Genomic DNA, 23451 nt, shown 5'->3' on the forward strand with positions numbered 1-23451 from the left:
CTTGTTAATTAATCTTGTCACAAATGTACAAGCACATCTAAGCTTATTTCTAGAAAATTAGTTAACCAAATCTTAACTGTCGACCAATGGAACTTATCTCCCGTTTAACAAATCCTAAAACAAAAAAGAGGGAAGATTTACATCTTCCCTCTTTCATATTATATTGTAAAAAATTTAATGTATAGTGTTGTTATTTATAAATCAAAGCCAAGGTCTGTTCTAAAATTCATGTTTTCAAAATTTATCTTTTCTATAGTTTGATAAGATTGCTTTAATGCTTGTTTAAAATCACTTCCGTAAGAGGTAATTGCAATAACTCTACCGCCATTTGTAACAATATTATTGTTACTTATAGTTGTACCTGCATGAAAAGGTATTGAATTTTCAACTTTATCAAGTCCGTTTATTACTTTTCCTTTTTCATAACCTTCAGGATAGCCACCTGATACTAACATTACTGTACAAGCGCTTTCTTCCTTAAATTCAATAGTTTTTGTATGTAGTTCATTGTTTCCAGTTGCTATTAATAGTTCTAAAAAATCACTTTTAACACGTGGTATAACAACTTCAGTTTCTGGATCACCCATACGGCAATTGTATTCAATTACTTTTGGCTCATCTCCAACTTTTATAATTCCGAAGAAAATAAACCCTTTATACGGAATATTATCTTTTTGAAGTCCTTCAACTGTTGGTTTAATAACGCTGTCTTCAATTTTCTTCATAAATACATCATTGGCAAACGGAACAGGTGAAATAGCTCCCATACCACCCGTATTTAAACCTACATCTCCTTCTCCAATACGTTTATAATCTTTAGCATTGGGTAAGTTTATATAACTTTTACCATCAGTTAATACAAAACAACTTAACTCAATACCGTCTAAAAATTCTTCAATAACAACTTTGCTACTTGCTGCTCCAAATTTTTGATTGGCTAACATTTCTTTTAGCTCGTCTTTTGCTTCTTGTAAATCGTTTAAAATTAGCACTCCTTTTCCTCCTGCTAAGCCATCTGCTTTTAAAACATATGGCGAACTTAAAGTTTCTAAAAACTGATATCCTTCTTCTAAATTATGGTTTGTAAAACTTTTATAAGCTGCAGTTGGAATATTATGTCTGTACATAAATTCTTTTGCAAACTCTTTACTTCCTTCTAGTTGTGCAGCATATTTTTGTGGACCTATAACAGCTATATTCTTTAATTGATCATCATTTAAAAAGAAATCATGAATACCTTTTACTAATGGATCTTCAGGGCCAACAATAACTAATTTTATATTATTTTGAAGTACGGTTAACTTAACTGCTTCAAAATTGGTTGGGTTTACGTTTACGTTTGTTCCAAATTGCATAGTTCCTGCATTTCCTGGCGCAATAAACAACTGAGTTAATAAATTGCTTTGTGCTATTTTCCAAGCTAGTGCATGTTCTCTTCCTCCTGATCCTAAAATTAGTACATTCATAAATGTGGTTTTATCTGCCTTTTCCTTTAATTACTACTATTATTGTGCTTAAAATTACTTTAATATCTGTCCAGAAAGATAAATTGTCTAAATAAATTAAATCGTATCTCGCTCTTTTTAACATTTGATCTAAATTATCTGCATAACCATATTTAATTTGACCTAACGATGTGATTCCTGGTTTAAGCTGTTGCATTTTTTTATATTTAGGAAGATGCTTTTTAATTTCATCTAAAAAATACTGACGCTCTGGTCTTGGGCCAACAACACTCATTTCCCCTATTAAAACATTATAAAATTGCGGAAATTCATCAATTCTAAAAGTTCTAATAAATTTTCCAAATTTTGTAATTCTAGTTGTTTCATCTTTTGATAATAATGGATCATTTATAGGTGGCATACCTCTCATGCTTTTAAACTTATAAATGTTAAAAGTTTGTCCATTTTCTCCAATTCTTTCTTGTGTGAAAAATGTTTTTTCTCTACTTTCTAAAAAAATGAGCAACGCAACAATTGGTGTTAACCAACTTAAAACAAATAATAACACCAACATTGAAAATACGATATCAAAAATTCTTTTAAAAAATATGTACGGCTTTGTATTCAACTGTATTTTCTAAAAAATTTGCTCTAAAATTTTTTCAGTAATCACATATGTTGGTAAAACACCCGTTGTACCTAAACCTCCTGAGGCAAGCGTACTTCCAGTTTCTAACGGATTATCTGATGCATAATACGCGTAACGAACTTTAACTTTGCTTGATATGTTTCCTCTTATTTTTGCTGCTGCTTGTATTGCTTTTTGATAATGAGCGCCTTCCATTTCAAGTCCTGTAACTTTCCATGTTGAATCATGGAAAAAACTTAAAATATCTTTATTTTGGAGTGATGTTCCTAAAACGGTAACCATTGCACCTGTGTAAACATCTACGCCACAACCTTCAAACATTCTCTTTTTTAACTGGTTTTTAAATGGGTAATTGTCAGCCGTTCCTTCAAAAATATGTGAAGAAGGAATCATAATATCTCCTTTACCACCTTCTAAAATACCTGCTTTTCCCATTATTGAAACAGATTCAATATTTAAATGGTGTTTTTTATTATTACCGCAAACATATGGTTTTAGCAATTCATCCATAGTTTCATAAGCTTGTTCACCAAAGGCATAATCCATTACAATTAATACAGGTTTTCCGCTAGCATTTAAACTGTTTTCTATTGAATATTGAGTTTTACTCATATCAATTTTAGCAGTGTCTATAACTTGTACATTTATGTTGGTTCCTGAAGTGTCTTTTATATAAGTTAATCCGTTTTCAGCAGCATAATCCATAACTTGTTTTCTTAAGTCTTCATTTTCATCATTACTTAATAATTCGAATAATGAAATAGTATCGTTATTTTTAATTTGTTGTGGAAGTACAATTGGTGCGTAAATTGAATTCATAACACTATGCATATTCGCGCTAATAATATGAATTGGACGGTTTAATAAATTTTGTTCATTTAAAACGTCTTTTATATTAGTTGCCCAAATTTCACCATAAATATGATGCCCAATTCGTTCTCTTAAACTTGGACTAAAATTAATAGCTCTTTTTATAGTGTGCACTTTTTCATTAATTGCAATATTTCCTAACCAATAAATTATTTGAAAAAACCGATCAGGGTTTTGTTCTTCACCTAATGTTGCATGTACATTTTGTGTTTCTTCAAAACTTCTTCCTAAAATACTTGCCATATGCGCTAACATAATATCTCTATTATCTCTTGTTAACTTTCTATTGTGTAATACAATATCTTCTAATTTCTTCCATTCTCTAATAGTTTCACCTTCATCATTTACCAATACTTTGGCAGCTATTTTGTGAGATTCAATAAATAAAAATGTTAAATGGGTTAAAATATCATAAATCTCAGAACGTCCACGAGTAACTTCAATGTTCATTTGATCTTTATCAATTCTAAAACAAGTTCTTCTTCTTTTTGCTGGAATTATTGGTTTAAAATGTGAATTTGAATATCCTTCATCTGCTGTTAAATTAACATACCTACATTCTTCAATTCCTTCAGGTAAGCGTTCTATTACATAAATTAAACCATTTAGTTCTACTTTTTCTTCAGCTATAGAACCGTATATTTCTGGTCTAAGAATTAATAGTGCTTCACGTAATGCATCTCCAGATATTCCCATTGGTTTGTAAAAACCACGAGTAAATAAATGACGCATTGATATATACAAACGTTCAATTGCTTTTGACGATTCTTGAGCGCGTGTTCTTCCTTTTATTTTTGTGTGTGGCATACCGTTTTTTTGGAATTCAAAGATACAACTTATCTGTTTATTGTTTATTTTTTTAATATCAAAGTATATTCTTCAGTACTATTTAAAATTGACATTGCTTTTATAATTGTAGTATCAAATTTAGCTTTTTGCATATAAACACCTTCTTCATAATAATAGCGTTTTACTATTTCTTCGGTTAACTTATGCAAAATTTCATTGTTGTTTTTGTCTAATTCTTTTAATTTTTCTTCTTCAATTTTCTCTAAAAGCTCTGTATACGTTTTAGCAAAATTTCCATCTAAGTTTTCTGAAACAGCTTTTTCTTTTGCTAATTTAAATTTAGTTTCGGTTGGTGTTTCAAAATCTTTATTGTTTTTACTTAGGTAATTTTTAAGTAATGAAAAATCAGATTCGTTTAAAACAAATGTTGAAGGTGTTGAAATTGTTGTGTTTTTATAAAAATAATTAGTTACATAATTAAAAAACGCCTCAGATTTTAACAACGTTTTTGTAGTTTCAGTTGTTGGTGTTTTTTTAATTTCAATATCGGGTAAAATTCCACCGCCACCATAAACTGTTCTTCCAATTTCAGTTTTATAGGTTTCTCTACCTGCATCAGAAAATTTTGGAATAGTTCTATCATCTTTTCTGTTGGTGTAATCTAGTTCCTGAATACACCTTCCGCTTGGCGTGTAATATTTAGAAATTGTGATTTTCATTTGCGTACCGTAAGAAAGTTCTCGGTATCGTTGCACCAACCCTTTTCCAAAAGAACGTTCGCCAACAATTACAGCTCTATCATAATCTTGTAATGATCCTGCTAAAATTTCTGAAGCAGATGCAGAACGGTTATTTACAAGTATTGTAATTGGTATTTCTAAATCTAATGGTTCTTGTCTTGTTTTAAAGGTGTTACTCCATTTTTCAACCTTGGCTTTTGTAATAACCACAATTTTATCTTTCGGAATAAAAAAATTAGTGATTTTTACGGCTTCCATTAACAATCCCCCAGGATTTCCTCTAACATCAATAATTAATTTTTGCATGCCTTCTTCCTTCAATTCTAAAAATGCTTTTTTTACTTCAGAAGCTGCTTTTTCATTAAACTTTGTAAATGCTATATAACCAACATTATTAGCTAACATGGTGTAATAAGGTACTGGATTTACTACAACTTTTTTTCGTGTAATCTCAACGTCAATCTTTTTACTTTGACGTTCAATTTGAAGTTTTAAAGTAGTATTTGGCAATCCATTAAATAATGCTGAAACTCCTTTTTCGTCATAATCTTTAATAACAATATCATCTATTTTTAAAATTTTATCTCCTGGTTTTATGTCTGATTTTTCAGCTGGAGAATTTTTTAAAATTTCACGAATAGTAAGTGTTTTGTTTTTATATGTAGATATTGCTCCAATTCCACCATATTCACCTGTTGATTGAATTCTTGCATCTTCAACTCCTTGCTCATCATAATAACGCGTGTAAGGATCTAAATTTTGAAGCATATGATTTACGGCGTTATTGGTAAGTTTTGCCGGGTTTACCTCATCTATATAATACATATTTAACTCCTTAAATAAAGTGGTATAAATATCTATTTGTTTTGCTATTTCAAAAAAATCAGATTGAAATCCAATAGAAACCAACATAGAAATAGTTATAAAAACTCCTATAATTAGTTTTTTAATTTTGCTCATCTTCTTTAATTTTGGTTAAAAATTTATTGCCAACTTTTTGTATTGATAACTCTAAATCTTTATAATTTATTTCTTCATTAGTCATGTAAATAAACATAAAACTATAATTTTCGTTTAAGTTTTCAGAAAACAATTGTTTATGTAAACGATACGCTTCACGCATTAATCTTTTAATTCTATTTCTATTAACTGCTAATTTTACTGAACGTTTTGGAACTGTAAATCCTACTTTTATAGGAAACTCTGAACTGTACTTATTTTTCAAATATATAAGTTGAAGAGGAAATGATTTTACACGACTACCTTCAGCAAATAATTGCTCTATCGCTTTTTTACTTTTTAATTTTTCTGTTTTTCCTAAGGTAAATCTCATTAGCACAAATGTAAGGAATAAAAGATTTCAACAAATCAAATTCTAAAAGACTTTAATTAGTAAATTTGTATACATTAAAATTTAAAAACGATGTCACAAGATTTATTTCAAGCTCCAGATTATTATCAATTAGATGAATTGTTAACTGAAGAACATATATTAGTACGAGATGCAGCTCGCGAATGGGTAAAAAAAGAAGTATCTCCAATTATTGAAGATGCTGCACAACAAGCAAAATTTCCAACATCAATAGTTAAAGGTTTGGCTGAAATTGGTGCTTTTGGGCCTTATATTCCTGAAGAATATGGTGGTGCTGGATTAGACCAAATGTCTTACGGATTAATTATGCAAGAAATAGAAAGAGGCGACTCAGGTGTTCGTTCAACCGCATCTGTACAATCTTCTTTAGTTATGTATCCTATTTGGAAATATGGAAACGAAGCACAAAAACAAAAATACTTACCAAAATTAGCTAGTGGTGAATTTTTAGGCTGCTTTGGATTAACAGAACCTGACCATGGATCAAACCCAGGAGGAATGGTAACCAACATTAAAGATATGGGTGATCATTTTTTATTGAATGGTGCAAAAATGTGGATTTCAAATGCTCCTTTTGCTGATATTGCTATTGTTTGGGCTAAAAATGAAGAAGGGCGTATAAAAGGATTAATTGTTGAACGTGGAATGGAAGGTTTTACAACTCCTGAAACACATAATAAATGGTCACTTAGAGCTTCCGCTACTGGAGAATTGATTTTTGACAATGTTAAAATTCCAAAAGAAAATATTTTACCAAATAAAGATGGTTTAGGTGCTCCGTTAGGATGTTTAGACTCTGCTAGGTATGGTATTGCTTGGGGTGCTATTGGTGCTGCAATGGATTGTTATGATACTGCGCTTCGTTATTCTAAAGAACGTATGCAATTTGGTAAACCTATAGGTGCTTTTCAACTTCAGCAAAAAAAATTAGCTGAAATGGTTACAGAAATCACAAAAGCTCAATTATTAACTTGGCGCTTAGGAACTTTAAGAAATGAAGGAAAAGCAACAACTGCCCAAATTTCTATGGCTAAACGTAATAATGTTGAAATGGCCATAAACATTGCCAGAGAAGCGCGTCAGATTTTAGGCGCAATGGGTATTACTGGTGAATACTCAATTATGCGTCATATGATGAATTTAGAAAGTGTAATTACGTATGAAGGAACACACGATATTCATTTGCTAATTACAGGAATGGATATTACAGGGTTACCTGCTTTTAAATAATTATAAGTTTAACAAAATAGAAAGTGAAACATTACGTCCTGGTGAACTAATTGCTGATGCAAATTCTTTATAATGCACATCAAAAATATTATCAATATTCATAAATAATGTAATATTATTTTTTAGTTTATAGTTGGTGTTAAAGTTAAATATACTCCAACCAGGATTTCCGTAATAAGTATCTGTAATACTATTGTACGGTGTTTGTTCTTCATTATCAATTCCTGCAATTAAATTATAATCTTTTATGTCTTTTTTAGCATTAAATTTCCAAAGAAAAATAGTTTGTAAACGGTCGTTTTGATAACCTATTTCAATATCTCCAAATAATGGTGGAATAGATGATAATGGTAAATTAGTATCGTATGCTTTTCCTTTCGTGTACGTTAAAGAACCTTTTGTAAACCAATTTGCACTTAAATACCCTTTAAAACTAAAAGTGCTTCCAACTATATAAGCGTTGTTTTTATTAACATTAGCCATTACATTACCTTCTTCGCCATTGTAAACAATTGTTGTTGAATTATTTATTTCAAAAAAATCACGTGTAATATAATTATCTAAAAGTGTGTAATACACATTTAAACCTGTATGAAATTTTCGATTATTAAAATACCTAACTGCTCCAGTCTCAAAACTATAAGCGTATTCAGGTTTTAAATTAATATTTGGTACAGTAACATTTCCTGATTTTTCTCTAACTTTTCCCACATCATCAATATTAGGTGATCTAAATCCTGATGAAATAACACTGTTTAATTGCCATTTTACAGTTGGTTTATATACATAACCTAATGTTGCTGTTATTGCTGAATTATGAAGAGATATATCAGGTTTTGGTAACGTTATAAATGTATCATCAATCCATTTTGCAGTAAGTATTGTATTGCTTAACCTTATTCCTGTATTTAAGGTTGATTTACTACTAATATCTTGTCTGTAATTTACATAAGATGCGAAACTTGTGTAAGTACTTCCACCATCTGGATAACGAGATTGTTCAATAAATTGATTACTAAAACCAACAACCGTATTTCCTTCAACTTCTAAAGTTCTACCAAAAGCATTAGAGTTTACTTTGTTGTGCGTAACTTCAAAACCATACGACATAATTCTGTCGTTAGATGTTGTTATTGGAACAAAAAAATCTCCGTTTAAACTTAATACATCTAAATTTTCAAAACTATAATAACGATCTAAACTAGAAAATCTTCTATCAATTCTAGATTCTTTAATATTTTGAAAAGCAGCTGTTATTGTTCCTTTTTGAAGCCATTTTTTAGAAGGGTTTATTTTTAGCTGTGAAGAAAGTAATACTCTTTTTTGAGGTCCATAATACCATTCTGCATATTTTAATTTGTCATCAAAATACGTTGCTAAATTATCAAACCTATTTATATTTGATGAAGTTGAATATTGAAAATTAAATAAAAGCTCGGTTTTTTTAGAAAGTGGAATTGTAATTTTTTGTAAAACATCCGTTTGGTTATAATCTGTATTTTCTTGAGTATTCACATTTGAATTTGTTACTGAATTTTCAGTATAAAACGTATTTGTATTTGTTGAATAATCAAAAACTTTTCCCCAATCTTCAAAACCATGTGTACGGTTTTTACCCATTTTTAAGTTTCCAAACTCGCTGTAAGAAATACTGGTGTAAGATGCCCATTTTTTATTTCTAAGTTCAATATTTCCTTCAGTAGTAAATTCATTATTAACTGAGCTAAAACGAGAATATAGCGATGTATTTACTTGATTAACATTAGTTGTTGTTACTTTTGGTGTTTTGGTATAATAATGTACAACACCACCTAATGCATCTGAACCATAAATTACCGATGAAGGGCCAAAAATAACTTCAGTTCTTTCAATAATATTTGGAGAAACTGTTATTGAATTTTGTAAATGCCCAGTTCTATAAATTGCATTGTTCATTCGTACACCATCTACCACTAATAAAACACGATTGGCTTCCATTCCTCTTAATACCGGGCTTCCACCACCTGCTTGTGTTTTCTGAACTTTAATACCTGGTAAACTAGCCAGTAAATCGGCTGATGTTTGTGGCGCTAATTTTTTAATTTCTTCTTTTGAAATAATATCAATTTGCTCGGCAACTCTACTTCTACTTTCTTTTCCTTTTGAAGCTGATAAAACTATTTCATTTAGTCGTTCAGATTTTTTATTTAAATACACAACAAACTCTATTATCCCCAAGTTTTTTTTTAAAATTTCATATTCTATAAACGCTAAGTGATTGAACGAAATAACATCAGAATTTGAAAACGCTGTTAAATCAGCAATTCCTTTTTTATTTGTGTAAACTACCGTATTATTTGAATCGTTATAAATGGTAACATTTTCAATAGGGAAATTAGATTCACGTTCCAAAACTTTTACTTGTTGAGCTTGTAATGAAACTGATAGCAATAAAAAAATTATTATAACACGTAATACCCTCATAATTAATCAAATACCGACTTTAAGATAGCTAATGATTTTGGTTTTTTAAAGCCCCCCAAATGTAATTCAAAATATTGAATTAAAATAGCCAATATTGCTTGTCTATTAGCCGCATTAAAATCAATAGTATGTAAAACATCAAAGTTTATGCCTAAGAGCTTTTTAAATTGCACTAAATTACTGCCAGAAACAGTAGTTGGCTTTTTAACGTTTGTAAAAGTTCCTTCTAACAAATCAAAATATAAAGCGTTTATATTAGTAGTCTCGGGATAAAATCCTAAAAATTTAGTTAGGTTTAATAAAAAAAGTAAATGAAAATTTGAAATATTAGTATGTGTATCTAACCATAAAAATGAAGTTTCTAAATATTGAAATAAGGTGCTGTTTTGCTCTTCTTCACGAATTGAATAATATATGGTTTCAGCTAAAAATAAGGCGATTGTCTGCTTTTTAATATCGGTATAAATAGAGCTGTAAAAATTTAAAACTTCAATATCTCTAACAGAATTTAAGTTTCCTTTATTATTGTGATTGGCTGTTAAATTAAGTTGCATTAAAGGCTGAAAATATGCGGGTTTAATTTTAGCTTTTTTGGCTGTTAAAACACCTTTAAGCATATATACTTTTATCCCACAATTTTTTGTGTAACACGTAGCTATTAAACTAGTATCTCCATATTTAATAGTGTTTATAACTATTGCCTTGGTAGTTTCAATCATTTTTTAATTAATAATTGCAATTTTTGCCACCTTAGTTTCTAAATTATCTTTTGTAATTAGTAGTACAATATATATCCCTGACGCAACTTTAGTGCCCGCTAAATTTGTTTTATTCCACACTACTTTTCCTCCAAACAATTCTTGTCCTTCTTTTGTATTTGTTTCATAAACTAAGTTTCCTGCAGCATCTAAAATTTTAATATTTGTGTCTTTGGGTAAATGCGCACCGTTTCTTCCGTCAATAGTTATAAATTCGTTATCTTTTGTTGAAGGATTTGGGTAAGTGTAAACTTCGGGTAAACTAGTACCGTATAAAGAAACATTACTATTAAAGGCTACAATTCCTTTGTCTGTTGCAAAGTATACTTTACCAGAATTGTTATCAATGGTAATTTTTAAAATATTATTTGAAGGTAACGGAGAATTATCTTTATTGAAGTTTTTTAATGTTGTATCACCAGCTGGTGTTGTTTGAAGTGTTCCCCCAACCTCAGTACCAAACCACTTATTATCAGCTCCATCAATAGCAATAGTGTTGATTGTTTGCTCTCCTAATAATTTTTTTGGAATACCATCATCTAAAATAATTACTGGCTCAGCATCAATAATTGTTGAATTAAAAATATTGGCTGCGTTATAAAAAACAACCAACCCTTTTTTTGTTCCAATCCAAATTCTATTGTTAGCATCTACTTTAATTGATCGTACATTTAAATCAGGTAAAGCTCCTTTAGTTTGTTCGGTTGTTAAAGACTTTTTATTTGTACCATTTTCATTAAAAACCAAAGCTCCGTTTCTTCTAGAACCAATCCAAATATTGGTTGTTTTATCAATTTCTAGTTCATTTAAACCAAAAGCTGGATTTGTAATTACAGTACTCATATCAAAACTAGACCAAGCTCCGCTACTAGTATACTTTTTAACTCTATCTTCAACCCAAGCATTTGCTATCCATAAATTTCCTTGGTTATCAAATGCTGAGCCATTTATTCTTGTACTAATATAACTTGGATTTGGAAAATCCAGTTTTTCTAAACCGCTATTTGTATGGTTCCAATGTGTTGTTAAAACATCGTCTTCAACAATTATCATTCCTCCACCCCACGAACTAATATATACTTTATTTTCATGTATTGGGTCAAAAGTAATGTTCACCAAATCACTTACTCCTATTTCAGAATACTGTGTGTTTAACCAATTAGAACCATTAAAATGACTATAGCCTGCTCTTCTTCCTAATGGACCATATGCTGCATTATAACCTCCGTAAACAACCCAAAGATTATTATTGTTTGTAGCTATTGAAAACGCAAAATTAGATACTGGCCCTGCTGGATGAATTTCTTCAAAATTAGAAATATTGTTTAGAGTGCTTTTTAATATTCCAAATTCTTTAGTTCCTAAATACAGTGTGTTTTCTTCAAAAAAAGCTGTATTTAAATTAAAATAAAACAAATCGGTTGAAGTTGTTGTGTGATTCAATATTTCTATATTGCTTATATCATTTACATACACACTTCGTAAAGTGCTAATAGTTAAAAAATTGGTTGTAGCTTTTAATTTCTTTATGGTTGAAGAATAATTTTTTTGAAGAACAAGTGTATTATTTTCAACTATTGATAACGTGCGGTTATTGGATACAAAAACTTGATTATTAAATACCTCAACAGTTGTATAAGATCCTGAAGAATGTTGTGTCCAGTTATTAAAGTCTATTAAATTAGGGTTTGTTATATCTGCAGTATAAATACCATTTTGTGTAACTGCATAAATATTATTTTGGTGGATTTTAATTTGATTTATTTCTATTTCAGAAGATTGATTTCCAATAAAATAAGTATCACCAAATTGAAGGTTTTCAATATCGTAAACAACAATGGCAAATGAAGTAGATAAGTATAACTTGTTATTATATTCTGTAATATCATTAATTTGCTTACTACCCGAATAACTAAAGTTCACAATATCTTTAGCTATTGTAATTTCGTTGTTACTATCAATTATTTCTAACATTCCTGTTTCATAACCAATAATAACTTTTTTAAAAGTGTTGCTGTAATATAAGCTTGTTGTTGTTTCACCTGAAAGACCATTTACTGAAGAAATTTTAGTTACTTCGTTTGTTAATGTATTATAAGTGAAAAGCGCATTATCTACAATTGCATAAATTTGATGATCTGTTTTTACAAAGTCTTTAACATTATTGTAAGAATAGAAATCTTCCCAACTATTTGAATAATCAATTTGTGAGTATATAGAGTTAATGAAAAGAAAAATAAATAGTTGAATAAGTTTTTTCATAAGTTATTCAAATATATTTATTAAAAACGGAATAAGGAAAGTATTATTTACAATTAAACTTTATTGCAAAAAAAAACCTTGAACATTGTAATTCGAATATACAATGTTCAAGGAATAAATAAATCAACCCCAAAGACTTATTTAATGTTTTGATGTATAACGCCAAAACCCCTCTTGACATAAATACAAAACAAATATAGTATAGTTAATGATTACTTTATTAAAAAATAAACAAAAATCTTTAAAAAATATATAAATGGTAGGTAATTATATGTAAATGGTAATTGTTTAATATCTGCTTTACACAAATAATATAGTTAGCATTTACAGTATTAGTGTTTGTTCTCACTAATTTGGCAGTTTCTTAAAAATAAAAAAGGATATTATAGTTAAACTATAATATCCTTTTTTAATGAAGGTTTTATTAAAAATCTATACCTACTAGAAATTTACAACTTCAACAGAACTAAAGCCCCAAGAAAATGCATTTCTTGTATAAACTACTTTTTTAACATTGTCTTCATTGTTAAATTTAATCATTCTAACAAAAACTGTCTCTTTTATATTTTGACAAACACTACCTAAACCAATAAACCTGATTGAATTATCAGTATTATTAATATCCCTAAGGATTTTATTATCAGATGGTGTTAAGAAATTTAAGATAGACATAGTGTTAGTTATTAGTATATTAAAACACTAAAGTAGTTAACTTAAACTTAATTTTTTCTTAAAATTTACAAACACATTTAAAAAAACTGTAAATGGTTTAAATTACCTAATAAATGGTTATTTAGCTATTTTAAAGGGAAGGTAATCGTAACTTTAGTTCCTGTTGTAGTTTCATTAGAAATATCTTTTGTTTCAATTTCTACACCTTTATTTTGGTGTAACATTCTAATTCTGTTCTCAGTAGCTTCAGCGCCTAAAAATTTACGTCGTTCTGAAATATGAGTTACTTTTTTATTCTTATTAATACCAATACCATTATCAAGTATCGTACAAATTACATTCTCGTTTTCTTCTTTAATAGTTAGTTCAATAAATTTTTCTCCTTCTACTTTCATAATTCCATGCCAAATAGAATTCTCAATAAATGGTTGTAAAAATAAAGTTGGAACTTTTATACTATCTAAATCTAGGCTTTCATCAACAGTAACAATATATTCAAAACCTCCTGAAACACGCATTTGTTCAAGCTTAACATAAAGCGCTAAAATAGATAACTCTTCTGAAAGTGTAGTTGTTGGACTTGACGAACTATTTAATATAACTCTTATCAATTTTGAAAACTTTGTAATATAATCTGATGCTTTTTCTACTTCGCTTTTAATTACAAAATTATTAATAGAATTTAAAGAATTGAACAAAAAATGAGGGTTCATTTGACTTTGAAGTGCGGTCATTTTAAGCTCTTCCATCTCTTTTAACTTTAAAGCAAGTCTTACTTCAGCATTTTTACTTTTGTCTTGAATTCTTTTAATAATAAATCCTATAATTACTGAAAATATAATACATTGAAGAATTGCTCCTAAATACACAAAAAACATTGGTTGAACTCCTAAACTTGTAAAAAAATCAGGCCCTGTAAAAACTTCAACAAAGCTAATATTTGCTAAAAGCACATAAATTAACGATCCTGCAACAAAAATATAGGAAGAACTATCATTAATAGTTTTTACAATATTATAATAAGCTAATAAAGCTGCAATTGTTAAAAAAGGAACTACCATTATAAAAGCCTTTGTTTGAAAAGCTTCACCTAAAAATAATTGAATTACTATAAAAACACCAGCCAAAAGTAATAATACATTTGTCCCTATTTCTAAATACTTGTCCCATTTTATTAAATAAGCTCTGGTATCTAACAATTCTCTTGCAAAAGCAACATAGGCTGCATATGCTAAAAATTGTATTGCGTAATTAATGTAATTATAAAACCCGTCAAATTTACCAGAAACAACTGGTTGTATTAAGTAAATTGTTAATGCTAATAAATACAAACTGTAGTATAAGTACATTTTGCTTTTATTCTGAAAAAAAATCAAAAAGTGGTATATGAATAAAACGAAAAGACCTCCTCGTATCCAAGAAAATATTTCAGAATGAAAATCTAACAGCATTCTTTAATCTAGGTATAATTTTTTAAACAATTCAGCTTTTCTATTTCTACTTATACTTGCTGTTAAGCCATTTGTCATAATTAATTCTCCACCTAAACCTTTTAAATATTCTTTAATATGGTTTAAATTAATTAAGTAAGAATTATGAACTCTAAAAAACTCAGGAAATTGAAATTTTTTCTCAACTTCTTTTAATGTTTTTGAAACCAAAATTTGTTGTTCAGATTTTAAGTAAATTGTAGTATAACTTTTATCAGACTTTAACATTACAACATCGTCTTTATCTAGTAAATAAACTTTACCATCAGCTGAAATGTTAATTTTATCGTTATTATTATCACTTAAGTTATTTAATAATAATTGTAATTTATTTTCAAGTAAACCTCCTTTTTTAGATGTTTCTATTTTTTCCATTGATGCTAATAACTCATCTTTATCAACAGGTTTTAATAAATAATCTATGGCTGAAACTTTAATTGCTTTTAGTGCAAACTCATCATGTGCAGTGGTGAAAATTAGATTAAAATCTCTATTCTCTAATTTCTCAATCATAGTAAAACCATCCATTTCAGGCATTTGTATATCTAAAAATACCACATCAGGTTTTAGCTCATTAATAATATCAATGGCTTTAATAGGCGAGTTACACGTTGTAACCTCTATATCTTTTATGTAATTATTTAATTTCCATTCAAGAGCTTCTAAAGCATCTTTTTCGTCATCAACAAGTAAAATTTGTAGCATATTTAATGTGTGGACGTTAAGTTATTTTCCATGATTTTAAGTGCAAGATACAACTTTTGAATAAACAGTCAAAAAAGTTAGTATCTTATTTCAACTCCCCTATTAATCTCGTTTCCAAGTTCGTCAATTGCAGTTATTAAATATTTTCCTTTTTTAGGTAACGTTTCTATTTCATGAATATTTTTAGTTTGCCCAATAAATTTATTATTTAAATACCAAAACACCTTTATATTAGGTGTTGAATGCACTATTTTTAATAGCAAACTATTGTAATTTCCTTCAAAGTTTTTTGTCAAATAAATAGTTATGTTTTCACTTGGAAAAACAAATTCCATTTGAGATTTTTCTTCACTTAAACAGTCTAATCTGTAGCTTGGTAATTTTTTATAAAGTGGGTTCATTTTCTGATAATAAAACTCTTGTAACGGTGGTAAAACAAACCAACTTTTGTGAGTTATGTTCTCTAATGATTCACACGATGAGTTTACTTGAAATTGCTCATTTTTATCTAAATGAACCCAAATATGGTATGGACAAGGTTTTGTTTTCAATCCTGTTTGTTGTACAAAAACTGTATCTTTTATTTCACAAATTTCGTTTGATCTATAACCACTTTTACTACAAATTTCTACTTCTCTTAATTCGTCAAAAGGAATTTCAAACCATTTACTTTTAGGTAAAATATCAAATACATTAAATAATATTGGAGCTGCTGCAGAAAGCCCAACCAATCCTGGCCTTCCTTCACCATCTGCATTTCCAACCCAAACACCAACAACATAGTCTTTTGTAGTTCCAATAGCCCAGGCATCCCTAAACCCAAAACTTGTGCCTGTTTTCCAAGCAATTTTATTTGATGAATCAAAAAATTGCCAATTTTCTTCACCTTCCGGTCTATTTACCTTGTTTAATGCCTCAAAAGTTAAATAGGTTGAGCCAGCGTCAAAAATTGTTTTTTCACGTGAAACTTCACCAAAATTTGGGTTAAAATTTGCCAAATATGAAGGCTCTATAAATTCATTTTTATAATATTTTCCTTGTGTATCATCATAATGATTTATAGTTGAAGCCATTGAAGCGTAGCTTTTGCATAAATCCCATAAATTACTTTCAGCACCTCCTAAAATTAACGACAAACCATAATGGTTCGCATTGTATTTTACATCTTTTAGATTTAGTTCTTTTAAATAATGATGAAATCTATCCAAACCAAAATTTTGTAACATTCTAACTGCTGGTACATTTAACGATTTAGACAAAGCGGTACTTGCAAAAACAGCTCCGTCATATTTTTTATTGAAATTTTGCGGATTGTAACTTCCTATTTGTGTTGGCACGTCTGCAATCAACGTATTTGGTAATATATCACCTGCATCTAGCATAGCAGCATATAAAAATGGTTTTAAAATACTTCCTGTACTTCTTGGTTTGTTAATAATATCAACATCTTTATGATGAGTTACTGTAGTTGGGGAATTTCCAATATACGCTAAAACTTGTCTGGTTTTTACATCTAAAACCAATACAGCAATGTTGTTTATTTGATTTTTATTTAACTCATTATAATGGTTTTTTACAATTGAATTTACGCGTTGTTGCAATTCTATTTTAATAGACGTTTTTACATTTTTACCTTTCTCGGCTTTTGCTACATTTTGTAATAAATGAGGTGCAATTTGAGGAATTCTATATGGTTTTTGTGGTAATTCTTCTTCAATGGCTAATTGATACGTTAGTGTATCAATAATTTTCTCTGTAAATAGTTTTTTCAATAACCGGTTGCGTTTTAAAACTAATTTTTGTTGATTTTTTCCCGGATAAATTAAACTTGGTGCATTTGGTAAAACAGCCAAAGTTGCACTTTCAGCCCAAGAAAGTTCATTTGGTAACCGACCAAAATAACGCCAAGAAGCAACATCTAATCCAATTACATTTCCTCCAAAAGGCGCATTTGATGCGTACAATGATAAAATTTTTTCTTTTGAATATCTTAATTCTAATCGTGTTGCTACTATTATTTCTTTTAGTTTTTCAAAATAGGTTCTTTTTTGATTTTTCCGAGATAAACGAATAACTTGCTGTGTAAGTGTACTTCCACCACGTTTTACACGTTTAAATTTAAAATTTTCGTAAAATGCTTTTACAATTGAAACCGGATTAAACCCTGGATGTTTATAAAAATATGCATCTTCAAATTGTACAATACATTCCTTAAATTTTTGCGGTACACTATCATTATGTGGAAATCTCCATTGGCCATCATCAGCAATTTTAGCACCTAATAATTCTCCTTCAACACTCTCAATTACTGTTGAAGTTGGATTATTAAATAATTGTTTTGGTAACGAAAAATAATAAGCCGTTAAAAGTATAACGGCTATTATTAATTTGTATTTATGTTTATATAAATAAGGTTTCATGTTACTTCACAACTTCAATCCACTGTCCTTTTGTACGTGTAAAAAACTCATTATCGTACATAGCTTCTGCCTGCACGCCATATAAATAATAATTTCCTAGATACGATGCATTTAACTGAACTTTAAATGTTTTTGTTTCATTCTTATTTAAATTGAAATAGAAATTTACTCTATCATCTCTTATATCTGTAAAATTAGCACTACCTACAGTTGTTGTTCCAAAATCTGTAAATCGTGTATTTACTATTTCCCAACCTGAAGGGAAAATTTCTGTTAAGGCAATATCATGAACTTCACTAACTTTTAAATTTTGAACAGTTACCCATGCTTCAAACTCGGTTCCTTGTGATAATTTAGAAATATCAATACTATTTCCTTGCGTATCTTTATAAGCTACTTTCACACCTAAACCACGTTTTTCAGCAATCTCTTCACCTAGAGGTAAAATTCCTGAATTAAGCACATTAACAAAAACTAAATTCGCATCATTATTAGTAATGGTTATTGAATTTTCACCTTCTTTTATACTTAATTTTCGTTGTGCAATTGAAAATTTAGAATTTACACTTTCTTGTTTTCCTTCATTTAAATTATAAGTGAGTTTAATTGATTTTCCTCCATTAATTTCAACCATTTTAGCCATTGAAAGTAAACTATACGCAGTTGTTTGAGTACTCATCCATGATTTTGATGATAATCTTTTTGCAATATATTTTGCCAATTCTCTAGACTCTGAATTTCCAGTTAACAACATTGTTTCTAGTGCCATTGCTCTATTTCTATCAACCGAACCGTATGTGTAATAATCGTATTTAACAGGTTTAAAATTAATATTTGCCGTATTAGACACTTTTGTTGCTGCTTCTTTTTGACCTGCCAAAGCATACGCAGCAGCTAAACGCCATTTTGCATCGTTTGAAATTTCTTTAAACTCACGCAATCTATTCATTGAAGATAAATCTGGATGACCAGCCAAAGCCAATGTATATAATCTATACGCTTGTGCTAAATCTGAATTGTAATATTGATAACTTGGTCTCCAATTACGAGCAGCTTGCTTTTGGTATTTTAACCAATTACTCATAAAAGTAAGTGGTAAAACATATCCTTTTTTCTCGGCTTCAATCATAAAATGACCAGCATAACTTGTTCCCCAATCGTTTGCTGAATTTTGTCCCATCCAATAACTTAAACCACCACTTGAGGTTTGAAAATTACCTAACCTTTCAATTCCTTTTTTAACATTGTTAGTCATTTCTTGTTTCTTCTGAACTGATAAATCAAAAATATTTCCTAAATACAACTGTGGAAAGACACTTGATGTTGTTTGCTCAACACATCCGTGTGGATATTGAATTAAATACTGCAATCTTCCTGCAAAATCCATTGACGGCAATGTTGAAAATTCTATTTGTGCGGTATTACTTCCTTTTATTCCGAAAGTTGAAAAATCAATTTTTTGTGTAGCTTTTGCTTCTAATTCTACTGAAGTAGATTTTGAAGATACCGGATTTGGATTTACAACATCTATTTCAACTTCATAAGAAGATTTTTCTCCGTTTCCTGAAGCTATTACTTCAATTTTAGCAATTCCTTTTACATCAGAAACATCTAATTGAAAATACGCCATTTTCTCATCAGGAGTTGTAAATGTTAACTTTTGAGAATTTACACCTACAACTTTAATTCCATTGCTTAATTTCAACTGAACCTCAACATTTTTTACTTTCTTTTCCATGGCAAAAACAGTCACAGGTAGAGTTACTTTTTCTCCCGGACTTAATTTACGAGGTAAAGATGCTAAAACCATTAACGGTTTACGAACTGGAGTAGTTTCTTCGACTTTTCCATAAGCGCCTTTTGAATTATCAGCAGCAATTACCATTGTTCTTACTGAACCAATATATTTTGGTAATTGAACTGTATGTTTTGCTGTTTTTCCTTTTTTAAGCGTAAAAGGTCCTAAATAACGAACTACAGGTTTAAACCTATTTGCTTTTTTGTTTTTACCAGCTGCTGCATCTCCATCTCCTCCAATGGCAAAAACTTGTTCAATACTTCCTCCAAAAGCACCAATTACATCATCAAAAATGTCCCAGGTTTTAACTCCTAATGCTTCACGCGTGTAAAAAGCATCCCAAATTCTTGGTGTTTTAAAACGAGTTAAATCCAATAAACCTTCCTCAACAATAGCAATGGTATACGACATTCGTTTGCCATTTTTCTCACTAACTTTTAACGTGAATTTTTCTTCAGGTTTCAATACTTTTGGCATTGAAATTTCAGGTTCTAAACGTGTGGTTGGGTCTTCAACCAATATTGGAATTACACCATATAAACGCAACGGTAAATCGTTTGCTGTTGAAGCGTGTGGTTGTAACAATGAAATGTTTATAAACACATTTGGTGTCATTTCTTTAGTAATCGGAATTTGAACGGTTGTTTCACCTTTTTGAGTTTTTTGCCAAACAGTTTGCAATACTTCTGTTCCATTTTCAATGCTTATTAAGGCTCTTCCTTCAGTTCCTGAAGGAAATGTAATAATTGCTGTTTCTCCAACATTATACCTATCTTTATCTGAAGAAAATACCAACATTTTTGATGCTTCAGGGTCATTTGAAGGTCGTTTCCACCAATTTTTATAGAAATATGTTGTTGTACCTGTTGCGTGACCACTTTCTTTATCTATTACTTTTATTAAATATCTTCCTCCATCATCATCGGGAATATTTAGTGTAAAAGTTCCTTTTCCTGTTGAATTGGTGCTGGTTTTTAATTTTTTATACGATTTATGATAACTACTTCCATTATATGATGATATATTATCATACGATGAACTCCACCACCAACGCCATTCCATTTTATAAACGACTACTTCAATATTATTTTTTGATAAAGGTTTTCCTTCTGAAGAAATTGTAGCAATATCAAATGTGATATTTTCATCTGTATCATACGAACTATACGCTTTTGTTTTTGGTGATTTTAATCCAACAAATGAAGTGTATGGTGCGTAATTTTTTGAAATTACATCCATAGAAAAATCGCCACCGTTTTCATAAGCTTTGGTTAAAAATGCTGCTTTTAGCATTCCAGGTGCGTTATTTTCTAAACTTACTTTTTTGTTAATTGTAGCATTTCCATTTTCATCTAATTTTGCATCAAAAACAATTACTTCTTCAGAAGAAAATTCTTTTGTTGGATCATTAAAAACATAGTTTGGATATTGCTTATTAAATGCTGTTGAGTTTGAAGTAAACTTAGCATTAACTTCAACCTTAATGTTTTTTGCAAGTGCACCGTGTAACCACTTAACATCTAATTTTCCATTTATAGATTTGTTATTGGTTAACACCTCATCATCAAAATCAATTTTAATTTTTAAGCGGTTTGGTTTTACACTTTCTACTTTTAATTGTTTGTGAAATTTTGCTCCTCCAACACTCACTATTCCATTCCAATTTCCAGTAGGATCTGTATCTGAAGTTGGAATTGTAAACTTGTAAAACCCATTTACATTGTTGGTTCTAATTTCTTTAAAAGCTAGTTTTCCACGAGCATCATTAACTTCTAATTTAACAGGATGTTCCTTTGGTAGCGGATTTGCATTGTCATTTAAAACAAATGTTAAATGAATTGAATCTCCAGGTCTCCAAACACCACGTTCTCCATAAATAAAGCCTTTCAATCCTTTCTGTAATTTTTTTCCTGAAACATTAAATTTACTTAACGATAAAGAATGACCATCATCTAGTTTTACATACGTTTTATGTTTTCCGTTTGAAACAATTGCGAAAAAAGCATTTTTATCAACATCCATTCCCGTAAAACCTTGATTGTCGGTTACTGCTTGTGCAATTTCTTGTTGTTGATAATTGTAAATAGTAACTTTTGCTCCAGAAACCGGATTGGTAGTTAAAATATCAGTTACTGCAAAAAAGTACGATTTATTTTCTCCTTTTTTGGCAATTACACCTAAGTTTGAAGCTAAAATATTTGTAGAAACTACTTGATCTTCATTATCGTAATACGCTTTTTTACAAGGGTCTTCTCTGTCTCTCCAATTGTAATAATTGTTGTTATAACTATAGATTAAATTGTCCCAATATTGTTCTTCTCGTTCGTCTAAATCATTGGCTTTCTCTGTTGTATATTCCTGATTACCGTAATAATAATCTTCTTCATAATATTCATCACCGTCACTTGAATTTATTTGAGTTCCTTCACATTTATAGAGAGAATATTCTTGTTTTATAGTAAGTTCAACTCTATAAATTGCTCCTGGATCTGCTTTTATCATTTTAGATAAATCTATCGCATACGCTTTCCATTTTCCGCTGTTTTCAATTTCATTATTAATTAAAGTCATAGTTTTTTTAGCCACTCTCCTACCAACTCTTTTAATATCGTATCTACTTGTACTTCCTAAATTGCTGTTTTGCAAAAATTGTAACACATTGTCTTCAAAAATTTTAATAATGCGTACATCAACCGCTTTTAAATTTACTGCTTCAAAATTAAATTTTAAACCGTTTGAACTTGGTAAAATTACACCGCTAGATAACAATCTTACAGCAGGTTTTAATTGTTGAAATGCTACTTTTTGTGAAAAAGCATTCTTCAATTTATAACCATCAACACTTTTTATTCCTTGAAAAATAGCAACATTAACGCTACCCGAAACACGAACATTTGGATATACTTTTAATACATTTCCATCAACAACATATTTTAAATTTTTAATAGTTTGAAGTTCAACTAAACCATTAAAATTTTGTTGTTTTTTAAGCGGATCAGAAAAATTAATAGTTAAATGTTGCTCAGGCAATTGAAAAACATCAATACTCAAAATTGAAAAATTATTTTTACCTGGAATTCTTAATGAAGATTCACCTTCATTATCAACATTTATGTTATCTCCTGACCAAGAAAGTGTTACTTCAGAATCATCTTCAAAACGTTGAACACTATCTATTTTAAATTGAAATTGTGTGCTTATTGAATCTATACTTTCCCATTTAATAGCTAATTTTTTATCATTTTGAATTGCTTTTATTAATGCTTTAGCTTTTTCTAATTCTAAAACATCAGCCGTTTTAATTTCACCTTCAATGTATTGCCATTCTTTATTGTACGACTGAAAACTCGTAGTTACAACGTTGAAATTTTGTTCAACAGTTTTAAATTTGAAGGTGTATGTTTTAAATTCAGAAGGAATTGAAGCATATATTTCACCTAAATTAACTGTTACAGTATACTCTTTATTTGGTTCTAAACTTTTTGAAGGTTGAAATAATAAACTTCGTGAATTTAATGCTGATAATTTACCTTCAATTTTTGGTGAAATACTTATTGCTTTTTTTGAAACTTCTTCATTTGAAACCCAAGATTCAACTTCATTAACTAAATCAATTTTAATAGGTTCAGCAACTGAAACTACACCTGAAGTTGTGTAGCCAATATGCTTTCTAAATTTAAAAATATTATTTGTTGTTTCTTGTGGGTTGTCATTTTTACATGACAAGAAAATCACACTTACTAAAAGTGTAAAGATTAAATGTTGAAGTTTCATCTTACGCGAATTAA

At 29.4% G+C, this 23451-nt stretch carries 14 protein-coding genes; 1 reads left to right on the plus strand and 13 read right to left on the minus strand.

Going from position 1 to position 23451, the window contains the following annotated elements; translation table 11 throughout:
• Positions 1-194: 194 nt before the first annotated feature.
• Genes purD through rnpA form a run of 5 tightly spaced genes read right to left on the minus strand, consistent with a single transcriptional unit; the run spans position 195 to position 5826 of the window.
• Positions 195-1466, minus strand: a complete 1272-nt coding sequence (purD, locus tag GQ540_RS10535) for a phosphoribosylamine--glycine ligase (protein WP_291800803.1) — start codon at positions 1464-1466, stop codon at positions 195-197.
• Positions 1467-1476: 10 nt separating this feature from the next.
• Positions 1477-2073, minus strand: coding sequence for a sugar transferase (locus GQ540_RS10540; protein WP_291800805.1), 597 nt, complete (start codon positions 2071-2073; stop codon positions 1477-1479).
• Positions 2074-2082: 9 nt separating this feature from the next.
• Positions 2083-3771: a hypothetical protein gene (locus GQ540_RS10545; protein ID WP_291800807.1), complete on the minus strand. Its 1689-nt coding sequence runs from the start codon at positions 3769-3771 to the stop codon at positions 2083-2085.
• Between the two features lie 44 nt (positions 3772-3815).
• Positions 3816-5453, minus strand: coding sequence for a S41 family peptidase (locus GQ540_RS10550; protein ID WP_291800809.1), 1638 nt, complete (start codon positions 5451-5453; stop codon positions 3816-3818).
• Entirely contained in the window at positions 5440-5826 is a 387-nt protein-coding gene (gene rnpA / locus GQ540_RS10555; protein ID WP_291800811.1) for a ribonuclease P protein component, read from the minus strand. The genes GQ540_RS10550 and rnpA overlap by 14 nt, the downstream gene beginning before the upstream one ends.
• Positions 5827-5916: 90 nt before the next feature.
• Between rnpA and GQ540_RS10560 the strand changes: the two genes are divergently transcribed.
• Positions 5917-7095, plus strand: a complete 1179-nt coding sequence (locus GQ540_RS10560; protein WP_291800813.1) for an acyl-CoA dehydrogenase family protein — start codon at positions 5917-5919, stop codon at positions 7093-7095.
• Here GQ540_RS10560 and GQ540_RS10565 read toward each other — a convergent pair whose 3' ends face one another.
• From GQ540_RS10565 to GQ540_RS10600, 8 genes are all read right to left on the minus strand, one after another.
• Positions 7096-9558 carry a TonB-dependent siderophore receptor gene (locus GQ540_RS10565; protein ID WP_291800815.1) on the minus strand — a complete coding sequence of 821 codons (2463 nt, stop codon included), beginning with the start codon at positions 9556-9558 and terminating at the stop codon, positions 7096-7098.
• 2 nt (positions 9559-9560) lie between these two features.
• Entirely contained in the window at positions 9561-10277 is a 717-nt protein-coding gene (gene recO, locus GQ540_RS10570; protein ID WP_291800817.1) for a DNA repair protein RecO, read from the minus strand.
• Between the two features lie 3 nt (positions 10278-10280).
• Positions 10281-12578 (minus strand): two-component regulator propeller domain-containing protein, encoded by a 2298-nt coding sequence (locus tag GQ540_RS10575; RefSeq protein WP_291800819.1) that lies wholly within the window; start codon positions 12576-12578, stop codon positions 10281-10283.
• A 441-nt stretch (positions 12579-13019) separates the two neighbouring features.
• Positions 13020-13250 (minus strand): hypothetical protein, encoded by a 231-nt coding sequence (locus tag GQ540_RS10580; RefSeq protein ID WP_291800821.1) that lies wholly within the window; start codon positions 13248-13250, stop codon positions 13020-13022.
• A gap of 125 nt (positions 13251-13375) precedes the next feature.
• Positions 13376-14701 (minus strand): sensor histidine kinase, encoded by a 1326-nt coding sequence (locus GQ540_RS10585; RefSeq protein ID WP_291800823.1) that lies wholly within the window; start codon positions 14699-14701, stop codon positions 13376-13378.
• 3 nt (positions 14702-14704) lie between these two features.
• Positions 14705-15445: a LytTR family DNA-binding domain-containing protein gene (locus GQ540_RS10590; RefSeq protein WP_291800825.1), complete on the minus strand. Its 741-nt coding sequence runs from the start codon at positions 15443-15445 to the stop codon at positions 14705-14707.
• A gap of 77 nt (positions 15446-15522) precedes the next feature.
• The gene (gene pbpC, locus GQ540_RS10595) at positions 15523-17865 is read right to left on the minus strand and encodes a penicillin-binding protein 1C (protein WP_291800827.1); all 2343 of its coding nucleotides are present in this window, start codon (positions 17863-17865) and stop codon (positions 15523-15525) included.
• Between the two features lies 1 nt (position 17866).
• Positions 17867-23437 (minus strand): alpha-2-macroglobulin, encoded by a 5571-nt coding sequence (locus GQ540_RS10600; protein WP_291800829.1) that lies wholly within the window; start codon positions 23435-23437, stop codon positions 17867-17869.
• Between the last annotated feature and the right edge of the window lie 14 nt (positions 23438-23451).

The sequence above is a fragment of the Lutibacter sp. genome (assembly GCF_013139515.1).
GTDB lineage: Bacteria > Bacteroidota > Bacteroidia > Flavobacteriales > Flavobacteriaceae > Lutibacter.